We start from the raw sequence: 14,771 nt of genomic DNA on the forward strand, positions 1-14,771 counted from the left end.
GTCCTTTCTTCCATCCTTATTGTTTTAAGCCCGTCGAGAACTTATTTTAAACCAGACTGGAAAACGTCCGGATACTTATTAATAAAATACACAGGAGTACTACTCCATGCATGACAATAACTGTTAATTGGATAAAAATTATAAGGTGATATAAAATCATCCTTAGGATCAAAGACTTCCCAAAATGTATCAGCGCCTTTCTCTACCATATTTCCCCAATAATTTATCAACAGCTCCCTTGCCTCCTTATTCATATTACATTTCAACAGAGCTTCTAATACATAATGATATGCGTAAGGAGATCCTGGATAACAAGCTTCAGACATAGCCATAACCGAGCTCAAGGCTCTCCTACCTTCTTTCTGAGTAAGAGTTTCAGACAAGATCATCCAAACTTGTGATAAATATGAAATTTGCCTTTCCGCTCCACTTTCTACCAGACCAGTCTTTTTATTATAAAAACATGCCCGAGCTGCTTTTTTCATTTTCTTTATTAGAACTAACCATGAAGAAACATCTTTCTCTTTTCCTAACAATTTTGCTAATTCATAACTATTCTGAATAGACCAAATCGTCAGTCCTTGCATAGAAGCTTGTCTGTCATATCCATCTTTCCAATCAAACACCAGCCAATACAAAGGGGGTTTTTGCATATCATATATCATATCAGGACTAAACTGCCGAAGTGCCATCTCAATCTGACGTACAACTACTGGCCATAAATCATTGCCAGTCGCCAAATCTCTAGTAGTTTTGACATATTCTAACAAAGCTACATTATAAATAAGCGCATAGTCCAAACAATACTGACCATATTGTGGATGAGGTTCCGGCTCTTCCAAGATTGTTGCATGCAAAAGTCCTTCATCATTAGAAAGTGCTGCCAATAAATACAGACAACGTTTTGTCAAATCATGATTCTTAAAAGAGCAAGCATTCGCCAAAGCTTCCAAGTAAAGATCTCCTATCCATAAACGTCGATCGCGCTTCGGGCCATCTTCATAAACCGTCTGCATACATTCTTTTAATGTACTCAATCCCACATTATTGATCTTCTGGATCAAAGGATCAGTCGTATTCGCTAAAACAGAAGGCTGTAAGAGTACCGAACTTTGAGCTTTCATCACTAATTTATCAAAAGTAAAGTCAAATGAAGAAGCTCCCAAAACATCTATTTTAAGATATCGGAAAGAGACCCTTCTTGGAATCTGAGCCTGAACCGGTACTTGGTTCAAGGTTATTACCTCATCCTGTAACCAAGCCCTGGATAAACTACCAGGATATGGATCAAATGGAGTGTTTAATTCTGCCGGGACCTCCGCAAACGTAAATTTCAGACGAACCGGAGCATCTGCTGCAATGTTTTCCTGTAGCATTTTTAATGTAAAAGAAAAATAACCTGTCAGATGTTCTCCAAAATCTAAAATTATTCCAGAGTGTTTCTTCAAAGACTCATGAAAAAGAGTAGAGACGTTTCCTGCATCTTCCATCCTCCAGCCTTGATAAGCCTTTTCGTCTTTAATAGACTTCACAATTCTTATTGGATAATGGTCTTTATAAACAAGAGGAGACTTACAAGCTTCAGCCTTCTGTAACCACACTTGACTATTCGCATAATACTTGCTTTGCGCCCACATAGAGGGAAAACAGAAAAATCCCCACATAATTAAACATAACACATACTTATTCATAAATACACAACTTATCAATTAGCCTGGTAATAGATTCTGATTTTAATATGACTTAAATAAAAAAAATCCACCAACAAATGTAAAAATAAATCCAGGTTCAAAAAATTTTTCCTATAAATAAATTCAAGATGCACTTACTTTGTCGGTCTTAAATTAGGTAAAGTTACCGGTTGATGTTATCTTTGCCATAACAGATAACAACGGACTTCGTAATAACACCATACTTATTATAATATGACAAGGCTACAAATACTTATATGTATAATCTTGCTGCTCTGCAATGTACAGAATTTCTGCCAGGCTACCGATAATGAGCCATTAATAGTCGGCGCTGAACGGATTGAAGTAGTGACTCGGTTACTGAAAGACAAGCGGATCGGACTAGTGGTTAATCAGACTTCTTGCCTGGGCGAACAGCAGCAACACTTACTAGACGTCTTGCTTGAACGTGGAATTGACGTCAGATGTGTGTTTGCGCCCGAGCATGGCTTCAGGGGAACTGCTGATGCCGGCGAAAAAGTTAAGGACAGTAAAGACATCAAAACAGGTGTTCCGATTGTTTCGATTTACGGGAAGCATAAAAGTCCGACGGCTTCGCAGCTGAAAGATATAGATGTTGTTGTCTTTGACATCCAGGATGTAGGAACCCGTTTCTATACATATATCAGTACGATGCATTATGTGATGGAATCATGCGCTGAAAACAAGAAACAGTTCATTGTATTGGATCGTCCGAACCCGAATGACTTTGTAGACGGACCAATCCGGCAAGATAAATTCAAGTCGTTTGTCGGAGTGGATCCGATTCCTTTATTGCATGGCCTGACAGTTGGTGAATTAGCCTGGATGATCAACGAAGAAGGCTGGTTGAAGACCGGAAAGAAATCCTGCAACCTGCATATTGTCAAGATCGAGAACTGGAAACATGGTGATCCGTACTGGTTACCGATCAAGCCTTCGCCCAATTTGCCCAACGATCAGGCTATCCGGCTTTATCCGTCACTCTGCTTCTTCGAAGCGACACCGTTCAGTATTGGACGTGGAACCTATCATCCTTTTCAGATGATCGGTTATCCGGATAAGAAATATGGAGACTATACGTTTACTCCCGTTTCACTGCCGGGCTTCGATACCAATCCGTTGCAGAAAGACAAGCTCTGTTACGGGATCAATTTACAGGAATATCCTTTTGAAGGAGGTTTGACCCTGCGTTTTGTCATAGACTTTTACCAGAAGACGGGAAAGAATGCCGACTTTTTCTTCTCGCGTGCCAAATGGTTTGACCTGTTGGCTGGGACTGACAAGCTCCGTCAGCAGATCATCGACGGACTTTCGGAAGAGGAAATAAAGGCTTCCTGGCAAGAGGAGTTGAAGGCTTATAAAGAAATGCGTAAAAAGTATTTACTTTATCCGGATTATAACGAGTAAATTAGGAAACGAGAGAACAAGTTGACGAGGAGACATGAAAACATGCCTTGTCAACTTGTTTCCTCGTCAACTTGTCAACTTAATTTATTTCTTCAACAGAAATACCACATTTCCTTCGCCATCCACCAACTGAGCTTCGTTGGCGTTTGCACCGGCTTTTACGCCTTTCACTGATTCAAAAGACTGCAGAATCTTTGTCTCTGTATCCATATCCGGGCAGGCCATCATCGTAGTCATTCCCTGAGCGATGGAAAGAGCTGAAGCATCCTTTTCATCTACTGTTACCGATGTATTGAAAATATTACATCCTGCATTGCCGTGCAGTTTGTTTTCTTTCATGTCGAATTCCATGAAAGGAGTATTTTCTGCTGTTACTTTTTCACCTTTTACTTCTACAATATTCCATTTTCCTTCTAACTGTTGAGCCGTCATTTTGGCATTTGAACATGAAATCAATGATCCGATAAATGCCGGGACCATCAAAGCAAACATAAAAAACTTTTTCATAATCTCTCTTCTATTTGTGTTATCAAAATTCATTCACCTATAAAGACGGGAAAAGCGGGTCAGATGTTCACCCGCTTCCTTATATTTAACTCTAATTAATATTTTAGTCCTTGCTTATCGAATCAAATTCCGCTGCTTCCATTTCTGGGTTCGCCAGCGAAGGGCCAGGACAACTCCGCGGGAACTTTCATCCAAAGCCAAACCAACCCAAATGCCGGCAAGGCCTAATCCTAAAGCAATACCCATGAAATAGCCGAATGAAACGGCAAAAACCCACATGCAGACAATTTCTATCAAGACAGGAACAACGACATCGCCTACCGAACGAAGGCAGAAAAGGAACATCAGTACCGTAGCCCGTCCGTGTTCCAGGAATACATCGATCAGCAGAGCGCTCATGGCTATCTCGATAATCGATTCATTCTCGGTAAAACATCCCAACAGAAAACGACCACACAGGTAAACTCCCATACTGGCAACGAAGGTGATCATCAACGAGCGCCTCCAGGCATACCAACTTAAGATGTAGGCCGCCTGTTTCTTGCCGGCTCCTACCAGATTACCGGTACAAACGGAAGTCGCACTGGCCATGGCTAAAGAGAATATATAACCGATAATCACAATGTTCATGATATAAACCCGGGCCGTCAATACTTCATTTCCTAACATATTGATGAAATAGACCACGCAAACCTGAGCCGCATCGTAAGAAATCTGCTCGGCAGCCGAAGGCATTCCCACTTTCAGGACATCCCGAAGCTTATCGAAGGGGAAGGGTCGGAAATAAGCCAATGGCATCCGGTGAATCAACCGCTTAAACAAGACGAAGAACAGGAAGAGCATTCCCAATCCCCGACAAACAGACGTAGAGATGGCAGCGCCCTGTATTCCCATTTCCGGGAAACCGAAGTGCCCGTAAATCAATGAATAGTTACCAATGATATTGAAGATATTAATTAGGAATGTCACCTGCATGGCGTAATTGGGCTTGTTGGCCGCACGCAACACTGCAGAAACCGTAAAGCTGATGGCCTGGAAGAAGCCGAAACCACCGACAATCTGCATATAGGTTACAGCCATGGGCATCAGATTCGGACGAATATCCATCCAGACCAGCATCTGTTTCCCGCCAAAAGTCAGCAGCAAACTGATGATAATCCCGATAACTGAATTGAAAAGCAAAGAAACACCGACTACCTGTGTAAAACTCTTGGTATCTTTTGCCCCGAAATACAAGGCACACATCACAGAGGTTCCAACGGCTGTCACATTAAACAACAGGAAAACCATGTTCAACAGCTGGTTGACAACCCCGGCAGCCGCCACCGCATTATCAGAATAATGACTCAACATCAACGTATCGACTACGCCCAATGTCAGAATCAATAAGGTTTCAAGGAAAATCGGACCGGTCAGTTTCAACAACTTGCCTCGTAATCCGTTCGGATATTGTAAGCGTTTCATCTTCATGCAAAAAACAGTTTGGAGTTCAAGCTGCAAAGATACAAAGAGACAGGCAGCCAAAGTTCATGTAATTCTTAATTTCCTCTTTTAGGAAACCATTAGTTGATTTCTGTCAAAAGTCTCCCGATAAACTTTTAAATCCAGACAGCAATTCTTTAGTTCACGGCGTGGTTTACTTAGTTCACGACGTGGATTAAGTAGTTCACGCCGGGAACTAAGTAATTCTCGACGTGAACTAATTTTTTCTTGCCGAACTTTGCAACTTTCTACAAGCTCTTTTGAAACTATCATCCGGGACAAAGGCAAGAATATCATTCACCCGAAGCAATAAAAAAGCTGTTCCTTTTCATAAGCCATAAAGACCATGAAAAGAAACAGCCGGATGAATAACACGCAACTAATTTATATATATAATTAACACAACTGCTCCATAGCCAGGTTTTATCAGATTTTCCTTATTCTATATCATTTACTTACACATAATGCTTCTGCATGAGGCCATAAAATCCGTGTTAAATTTCATCGCCCATCGCCTTCATATATTCTTTCCAAAGATCATCGACATGCTGATCATTGCCCAAAGCATACTGAATGCCACCCTCGAACGACCAGGGAACAACCTCCAATGTACTCCGATTGAATTTACGAAGAAAATCTTTATCTTTATTTTCGGTCAACCAAGCTAAAAAGAAACCGGTCGTACGATAACCGTCCATATAATGACCGCCTTTAGGCCGATCCTCAGGAGTAAAGCAACCATTCAGCAAACGGACGGCATCAGCCACCCCTTCAATCATCGCCCAAAAGGTTTTATTGGTTCCATAACTTCCGATTCCCTGCGGCTCTAACTGGAACCCATGAGTCAGCTCATGATACAAAACACCTCGTGTCTCATAATCGACCTTTGCGGTATCGCCTTCGCCAAAGCTCTTCTCAATCCATTTCGTACTATATTCGATCGTGATAGCTGGTGGTGCTCCGTCTTTTGCCGAAATCCCATCATATTCACGCAACTTATAATGGATACATTTGATATCCGGAATGCTGTCTTCCGGCGAAAAGTACAATGTAGCCAAAACTTTACGGGCCTGTTCGGTAATATACGCTTTCGGATCCGGAACAATTGCCTTATAAATCGCAGCACCCCGTGTATCCGGCGACAATACCTGGAAATCAATCTGACCGACATCATAATCATCCCAAGTTGCAGAAGTTACTTCTTTGGTCTCCCCCGATTCAACCGGTCGACAGGAGAAGCAACAGCAACAAGCCAAACTAAAGAAACAGGATATTAAAAAATGCCCCTTCATTTACCTTATATTATAGATTAACAACACACGCATGATCACATTTTATTCGGCCTGCGTCAATGAATACGGCTGATTGTCGCCTGTAAACAAACGCTTCTTGTTCGGTTTCGAACTCATTTCGAATTCAAGAACGCCACCGTCCATAATGTCTTGCTGAGTAATATAGCCTTTTGCATACGGCTTACCATTCAACTTCACCGACTTGACATAACGGTTCTTGTCGCTCACCTTCGGAGCCTTCACTTCAAATGTCTTTCCATTTTCCAGATTCAGTTTGATAGAAGGCAGATAAGGAGCGCCCAACACGTACTGATCGGTTCCCGGACAAACCGGATAAAAACCTAAAGCCGAGAAAATATACCAGGCAGACATCTGTCCGCAGTCATCATTACCGCATAATCCGTCTATATTATTCCGGTACATCTTGTTCATAATCTCACGCTGCCAATACTGTGTTTTCCAAGGATTGGAAGTCCATGCATAGAGGAACGGAATATGATGACTCGGTTCGTTGCCCTGTACATAACCGCCTAACAGACCTTCTTTGGTGACATCTTCTGTCTGAGCAAAGAACTCTTCCGGCAAATGCATCGTAAACAAAGAATCCAGCTTGGCAATGAATGATTTCTCACCGCCCATATCCCGAATCAGACCATTGACATCCTGCGGCACGTAGAATGAATAGTTCAACGCATTTCCTTCGATAAAGCCTTCACCGTGCGTACTCAGCAGATTAAAGTCTTTCTTGAAAGAACCATCATTCATTTTCGGACGGGCATAACCGATTGACGGATCAAACACCTGATTGTAATTAGCAGCCCGTTTCTTGTATGTTTCAGCCACCTGCTGATTTCCGGCACGAAGAGCTGTCTGATAAATTGTCCAGTCGTCGTAAGCATATTCCAATGTCAGCGAACCCGCACTGGCGTTCCGCTCTAACGGAACATAACCTTTCTCCATATATTCCTTGATTCCATCCAGATAAGGTATCGTAGAACTGCTGATCATCGCAGCCAAAGCCTCTTCTTTGTCAATCGGAAGCCCTTTGGCGATTGCATCAGCCAATACCGACACGGAATGATACCCGATCATACACCAGTTTTCATTCGCCATGTGGCTCCAGATAGGCAATATCTTATGCACACTCTGTTCAGCATGTTTCAGCATCGACTTAGCAATATCCGTATTGACTTGCCGGTTGATGACATTGAACAACGGATGCAAAGCCCGATAAGTATCCCAGACAGAAAAAACGGTATAATTGGTAAAGCCATCAGCCGTATGGATATTCTGATCAATGCCACGGTACTGACCGTCGACATCCATATAGACGCACGGATTGATCATCGTATGATACAATGAAGTATATAACATAGCCAGCTGATCATCATTTCCATCTGCCTCGATCACTGAAAGTGCCTTGTTCCAGGTATCCGAAGCCCGGCTGGCCAATTCATCGAAGTCGGCAGAAGCAGCCTCTGCCTGTAAGTTCTTCAAAGCACCGGCCGTACTGACTCCCGACAAAGCGACCTTTACTTCCAAGTCTTGAGAAACTTTCGGATCGAATTCGAAATAAGCGACGATCTTCCGGCCTCCTATATCCGGGAAATTCTCTTTCATATTGAATTTTCCATAACCGCCCCGATAGTTCACCTTGGCCTTTTCTTCACAACCGTAATGAACAATGGGTTTGGAGAACGAGATAGCAAAATAGGTATAATTGGTGCGAGCCCAACCGTTCGTAATCCGGTAACCGGTCAGTAACGTATCATTTTCTACCCGCAAACTGGCCCAAAGAACTTTTCCGTCATAATTATAAATTCCATGAATCAAGTCCAGGACAATACGCTGTTCTTTTGCCTGCGACGGATAGGTATATTTATGAACTCCCACCCGTTTTGTTGTCGTCAGCTGAGCCTTGATGCCATAATCACTCAACAGGACTTCATAGTATCCGGGCTTCGAAACTTCGGTATCGTGTGAATAACGCGAACGATAACCACCATCTGGATTAGTTGCCGTTCCCGGATTCAGTTTCAATGCTCCGGTTGTAGGCATAATTAAGATATCGCCTAAATCCGAATGTCCCGTTCCACTGAAATGAGTATGGCTGAAACCGACAATACTGCTGTCTTTATATTGATATCCGGCACAGTATTCATAGGCACGCGGCTGGTATTTTCCATCCACATTATGAGGAATCGTATCCGTATCCGGGCTTAACTGTACCAATCCGAAAGGAACACAGGCTCCGGGGAAAGTATGTCCCATACCGTTCGTTCCAATAATAGGATTCACCCGTTCAATGACCGACGACTGTGCGACAGCCACGACAGAACAAGCGGCAGCGATCAATGAATAAATCAATTTTGAATATCTCATCATATTGCTCACGAAATTATAAATCGTTTCGACGGCAATATTAAAAGCTTTTTCAAAGAGAACGAGGAACACAAACGACCATGATAGTATCAAAATCTACCATTGTGCATTTTTTGCTACATTTTATGACAGATTCGACACCTCATTCACTGTCAGTCTTTTGATTCATGTTCCGATAATCCTTTGGCGTTACCTGATATTTGCGGGCAAACTCCTTGTAGAAATAAGACTTATTCGTATTACCAATGGCATACAGGATTTCCTGAACGCTCATATTGGTCGTTACAAGCAACTGGGCCGCATAAGACAACTTACAGTCTTTGATGTAATCAGAAGGTGTCATATCTGATATTTTCTTAAAGCGGCGATAAAGCGAACGGGTATTCATGTGTAACTGTTCGGCAATGAATTCAGGCCTCAATCCTTCCTGATTCATGTTGGCTTTGATGATCTCTGTCACCTTTTCCAAGAATTCTTTATCTTCCTGATGTATCAGCTGTCCGCCGGAAAACTGGAAAGCACTTTCGGGTGAATAATAATATTCTTTCATGGTTTCCCGGTTTGTGACAAGACGGTCGACCGTCGATTTCAGAACAACAGCTGAAAAAGGTTTTGTCAGATAAGCATCAGCGCCCCGGTTCAACCCCTCGGCCTGGTCTCTTTCCGAAATCATAGCCGATACAATAATCACAGGGATATGAGATAAATACTTATCCTGTTTCAAGGTAGAGATCAAATCCAGCCCATTCATGCCCGGCATCATAATATCTGTAATCAATAATACGGGCGTTTCCTGTTTAAGTAATTCCAAGGCAGAAGCCGCAGAGTAAGCTACCTGAACCCGATAATCAGGCGACAACACATCCGAAATCATCCATGTAATATCTTTATGATCATCGACAACCAGGACCAGCTCTTTCTGCTTGGTTTCCCGAGGAAGAGGAACTTCTTCCTTTTCTGCTTCTTCCGGCAGGACATTTTCCTCTACCGGATGTGCAGGCAGGGAAACAATAAATTCAGCAAACCGGCCTTCTTCGCTTTCAATTCGAATATAGCCTTTCAGTAATTGTACCAGATTGTAACAGATAAAAAGCCCAAGTCCGGTACGCATCCGCATGGATGTGGCAGCCTCAGCATCTTCATCTTTCAAAAGATAATACCGGTCAAAAACATGTTCTTTCTCTTCCTGCGGAATGCCTTTTCCGGTATTATAAACCCGAAAGACCAGACATTCCTCTTCAATTGCGGCTGAGACCCGGATTTCTCCTCCTTCGGGCGTATATTTGAAGGCATTCGATAAAAGATTGGAAAAGATCTTCTTTACCAGCAAAATATCAGTTGTCCACATCAGATTATCGGCGACAGATAAACTAAAATGTATCTTCCGCTGTTGGATCATCGCTTCAAAACGTCCGCATTCATGCTGCAGAAAACCGGTAATTGACGCCGGAGCGAACTTCACATCTTTAAATCCATCATCATCAACCTTACGAAAATCCAGGATTTCCTGTATCAGATGATTCAATTCAAGTACATTCTCCCGCAGAATCCGACTATAGAACTGCAGTTTTGAATCCTTCTTTTGCGAAGTATACTTCTGCAAATAATCATCCACACCCGTAATCAAGGTCAGCGGCGTACACAATTCATGTGTAATATGGGTAAAGAAATTGAGCTTTGCCTCATAGAGCTTTTGCTTTTGCTTCTCATCCATCGTCTGCAAAAGAGCCTGCTGCTTTCGGCGCAACTGCCTGCGATACAAAACCTGGAGGGAGAATAACAAGAGAATACCCAAAAGGAAATACAGGATTTTGGCATATATGGTCAGATACCAAGGTGGCAAAACCGTAATAGGCAAAATGTATTCTTTGTCTGCATAGTCTGATACGCCTAAACGGTAACGTACTTTCAATGCATATTTTCCCGGCGGCAACCACGATAGTGTAATCTTATTTTCCCTCCGCAGTTCATTCCATTCGGTACTGAATCCTGCCACACAATAGGCATATTCATAATTTCCGCTGTTCACATAATCAGGAACAGCAAATGTAATTTGCACCTCACGCGCATCATGAGGTACGACAAGTCCCTTTTGCCTCATGGCACTATCTAAAGAGACGTATTGATCTTCTATCCGCGCTTCAAAGAAATGCAGATCCATATCCGACTGAGTCTGAGATACAAATTGGGGATTTATCCAGACCAGCCCATTCACACCACCAAAGAACAGGCGACTGGTAAACGGACATTTGCAATAAGAATCATCTGAGAATTCTACAATATCTAAAGTCGGAGCCGTATAACTGTGAAAGAACTTATTCGCCGGATTATATTGGGTAAGTCCTTTATTTGTACTCATCCAGATACTGTGGTCAGGGCCTTCCAATATACCATGAATCATATCATTCACAATTCCGTCCTTCTGGTTGTAATGATGCAGATAAGTTGCCTGGTTACCCTGCAAGCCCAACAGACTCATTCCGGAACTGGCCCCAATATAAAACAAGGAATCCGAAGAACGGCAAATAGAAAGGACATCACCGATGGCTGAATGATCTTCAAAGTTCTTCCGGGCAAACCGATAAGTCTTCGTATTTACATTCATACACAATACTCCATAGCCTCCACGCGACCCGGCATATAACAGAGAATCACCATCATAATAAAGTGACTGGAACTCATTACAGCTGTTCGTCCCGTGTTTGGGCAGATAAGACGTTATGGACCGTATTCCCAACTGGGAAGCTTTACGAGACAAACGGACTTCCAGCAAACCGACACTGGTCGTTGCCAACCAAAGGGTTGAATCGTTGATTTCCACAATGGCATGCACATGCTTAATGTCAGTACCTGCCTTTGCTTGCGTAAGTGTATGTATTTTCCGATCCGTATAAGAATAATACGAAATGCCCTTGCCGTCTGATCCGATCCAGAAAAGAGTCGTATCCTGACTGGGAGCAAAACAATAAACCCGATTACTGGGCAAGCCGTCGTTCGTGGTATATTTGATAACCGATGAAAGCGGGATCTGTCCGACAATCGTATCATACCCCGAAATCCGATAAAGGCCATCGCCTTTAGTTCCAATCCAAAGATTTCTATATGGATCCGTAAACAGACCTCGAATCGGATTATATATATTCACAGGAAACTGGCTCATCTGCAAAGAGCCAAATATTTGCGATTTATCATAATAGACATGTACTCCATTTCCATCCGTTCCGATCCAAAGCAAGTCCTGCTTCAGGTCTTTCATCACACAGAATACGCCAAAGCCCGTCTGCAGGCATACTTGCGACGTAGCAGCATCCACAAAATAGCCTTCGCGGAAACAGACAAAAATCCGTCCATCATAAGACAAGATATTGATAACAGATCCATACTTTTGAGTCATACCCTTCAGCGCTGCCAGTTTTTGTTTCACGCCGGTTCTCAAATCATATTGGTACAACTCTTCCTGATCATCGACCAGATAAAGAATCTGTTCTTCAACCGTAGCATACACAATTGCCCGTGAATGTATATCCCGGTCGCTATAATTCACCCGAAAATTCTGTTCAGAAAAGTCCGTTTTAAGTCTTCTTAATTTACCTGCCGACAAGACCATCACGAAGGTATTTTCTCCTTCCGAGAACAAATAACGTACTGTCGAAGGACCAATCTCTTCATTTGGCAAATCCCGGAAACCTTCACTGGTCAAAGAATATCCCGAAATAAACCCCTCTTTACAGACCGCCAACGTATTTCCCTTCCGGTCTGTTGCCAGCAAAGAACATTCCAGATAGCCCGGATAAGACTCTACCACGGTTCGTTTATCCAACGAGAACTTATTAATTCCCAAAGAAGTTGATATCCACAAATAACCCGCTTCAGCGTCTGTAATCTTATGGATAATATTACTGCATAATGAATTTGCATTATTCTGTTCAAAACGGAACACATACGAATCGGCTCCATTATACAAGTTCAAACCATCGTAAGTGCCAAACCATACATAATGATCACGGTCCTGGTGCATACATAAAATAGCACTGTTCGACAAGTCCGGCAAATTACATTTATCCATCAGCAATCTGGCCTGCAAAGGTGTTACCAACAGACAACTATATATAAAAGATAGAAGGTATATTATCCGCTTCATGCCCATAAGATCCATAGATGAAGAACAAATGTAAACAATAAATATGAGGAAATGAGTTTGCAGGACTTGATTTTATTCCCTATATTTGTTCGGATGAACTGTTTTCAGTTGAAAATAAAGTATATGAACAAACAATTTACCCTCATTTTTATTATAACAGGCATTTTATCCCTGATTGTCACCAATAGTTGCCAACCTAAAAAACAAGTAGAAGAAGAAGTCGACAGCGAATGGGTTGACAGTCTGCAACATGTTTATGAATATGGTGTCTGCATTGATTCGATGGACGTAAACCGATATGAAATCCGGCAAGGAGACAATCCGGCAATTATCTTTTCCCGCTTAGGCTTTTCGGCCTTAAAGGCAGACAGCATCACACGCGCTTCGGCCCATGTACTCGACCCGACTAAACTGAAAGCTGGCATGCATTTCTGCACATTAACAACATTGGATTCAATGGCTACTATCCGATATATTGCCTTTGCCAAATCGCTGACAGATTATGCGGTTATCGATCTGACAGGCGATACGATCCGGGCATACGAATATACGAAAGATATTACCCTGAAACGGAAATATATTGAAGGTACTATTACATCTTCACTCTGGAATGTAATCAGAGACGGAGGAGCATCTCCGCTTCTGGCATTAAAGATAGCGGATGTATATGCCTGGCAGATTGACTTCTTCGATGTAAAAGAAGGAGATTCTTTCCAGGTAATCTATCATGAAGCCTTCATTGATGATACCATCGCACTAGAAATTACATCGATTGATGCAGCCATCTTCACGCATCAGGGAAAAGCCTTTACTGCAATCCCTTTTACGCAGGACAGCGTGTTTGAATATTTCGATCCGGAAGGAAACAGCCTGCGGAAGGCATTCTTGAAAGCACCGCTCGACTTCTTCCGTATTACTTCCCGTTTCAGTAACGCCCGCTTCCATCCGATCCTGAAGCGTTACCGTGCTCACCACGGAGTAGACTATGCGGCTCCAGTCGGAACACCAGTCAAGACGATCGGTGCCGGCACAGTCATTGCCAAAGGCTATATGAATGGCGGAGGACATACGGTAAAGATAAAACATAACTCCATGTATACAACATCGTACATGCACTTGAGCCGATATGCCAAAGGATTAGCCGTAGGCAGTCATGTGCAGCAAGGTGAAGTGATCGGCTATGTCGGATCAACTGGATTGTCAACAGGACCTCACCTCGATTTCCGGGTTTATAAAAACGGAGAAGCCATCAATCCATTAGCCATGGACGCACCGCCGTCGCTGCCTGTCAAGCCTGAATTGCGAGACAGCTTTATGCTGATCAAGGACAGATACCTTGCCGAATTAGACAGCCTGCATCAACAGTATACAGATACGATACTTGAGATTAAACATATTGCCGATTCAATACAGATTCATAAACCATCAAACGGGAAGAAATAAATGAAAACAATTGGAAACATTATCTGGCTTATTTTTGGAGGACTACTGACAGCCATCGAATACCTTATTTCCAGTCTGCTGCTTATGGTGACTATCATCGGTATTCCATTCGGGCTTCAAACGCTTAAACTGGGAATTTTAGCATTATGGCCATTCGGGAAAACGGTCGTCGACAACGGAAGTTCTTGTGGATGCCTGTGTCTGCTGATGAATATTATCTGGATATTTATAGGCGGATTCTGGATTTGTCTGACCCATTTTGCCTTTGGCCTGTTGCTTTGCATCACGATTATCGGCATTCCGTTCGGACGGCAACATTTCAAAATGGCCGCTTTAGCTTTGACTCCTTTCGGGAAAACGATACAATAGACACTTTTAAGTCCTTATTTAGTACTATTGATAAAG

At 42.5% G+C, this 14,771-nt stretch carries 9 protein-coding genes; 3 read left to right on the forward strand and 6 right to left on the reverse strand.

All coding sequences use genetic code 11. From position 1 onward, the window contains the following. Positions 1 to 41: 41 nt before the first annotated feature. Positions 42 to 1,691 (reverse strand): glycoside hydrolase, encoded by a 1,650-nt coding sequence (locus NEE14_RS09025; RefSeq protein WP_251968414.1) that lies wholly within the window; start codon positions 1,689 to 1,691, stop codon positions 42 to 44. A gap of 234 nt (positions 1,692 to 1,925) precedes the next feature. On the opposite strand from NEE14_RS09025, the gene NEE14_RS09030 reads away from it, so the two are divergent. Next, positions 1,926 to 3,119, forward strand: a complete 1,194-nt coding sequence (locus tag NEE14_RS09030; protein ID WP_251968413.1) for an exo-beta-N-acetylmuramidase NamZ family protein — start codon at positions 1,926 to 1,928, stop codon at positions 3,117 to 3,119. An 84-nt stretch (positions 3,120 to 3,203) separates the two neighbouring features. Here NEE14_RS09030 and NEE14_RS09035 read toward each other — a convergent pair whose 3' ends face one another. From NEE14_RS09035 to NEE14_RS09055, 5 genes are all read right to left on the reverse strand, one after another. Beyond that, the gene (locus NEE14_RS09035; protein ID WP_251968412.1) at positions 3,204 to 3,626 is read right to left on the reverse strand and encodes an META domain-containing protein; all 423 of its coding nucleotides are present in this window, start codon (positions 3,624 to 3,626) and stop codon (positions 3,204 to 3,206) included. Between the two features lie 114 nt (positions 3,627 to 3,740). Next, positions 3,741 to 5,096, reverse strand: a complete 1,356-nt coding sequence (locus NEE14_RS09040) for an MATE family efflux transporter (RefSeq protein ID WP_422394644.1) — start codon at positions 5,094 to 5,096, stop codon at positions 3,741 to 3,743. Between the two features lie 506 nt (positions 5,097 to 5,602). Further along, positions 5,603 to 6,400: a basic secretory family protein gene (locus NEE14_RS09045; protein WP_251968411.1), complete on the reverse strand. Its 798-nt coding sequence runs from the start codon at positions 6,398 to 6,400 to the stop codon at positions 5,603 to 5,605. Between the two features lie 42 nt (positions 6,401 to 6,442). Continuing rightward, on the reverse strand, positions 6,443 to 8,785 hold the full coding sequence (locus tag NEE14_RS09050; RefSeq protein WP_422394645.1) for a GH92 family glycosyl hydrolase: 2,343 nt from the start codon (positions 8,783 to 8,785) through the stop codon (positions 6,443 to 6,445). 139 nt (positions 8,786 to 8,924) lie between these two features. Then, positions 8,925 to 12,923, reverse strand: coding sequence for a hybrid sensor histidine kinase/response regulator transcription factor (locus NEE14_RS09055; protein ID WP_251968410.1), 3,999 nt, complete (start codon positions 12,921 to 12,923; stop codon positions 8,925 to 8,927). 123 nt (positions 12,924 to 13,046) lie between these two features. On the opposite strand from NEE14_RS09055, the gene NEE14_RS09060 reads away from it, so the two are divergent. Next, positions 13,047 to 14,366 carry a M23 family metallopeptidase gene (locus tag NEE14_RS09060; RefSeq protein ID WP_251968409.1) on the forward strand — a complete coding sequence of 440 codons (1,320 nt, stop codon included), beginning with the start codon at positions 13,047 to 13,049 and terminating at the stop codon, positions 14,364 to 14,366. Next, positions 14,367 to 14,735: a YccF domain-containing protein gene (locus tag NEE14_RS09065; protein WP_251968408.1), complete on the forward strand. Its 369-nt coding sequence runs from the start codon at positions 14,367 to 14,369 to the stop codon at positions 14,733 to 14,735. The last annotated feature ends 36 nt before the right edge of the window (positions 14,736 to 14,771 follow it).

The sequence above is a fragment of the Parabacteroides sp. AD58 genome, assembly GCF_023744375.2.
GTDB classification, from domain to species: Bacteria; Bacteroidota; Bacteroidia; order Bacteroidales; family Tannerellaceae; genus Parabacteroides; species Parabacteroides absconsus.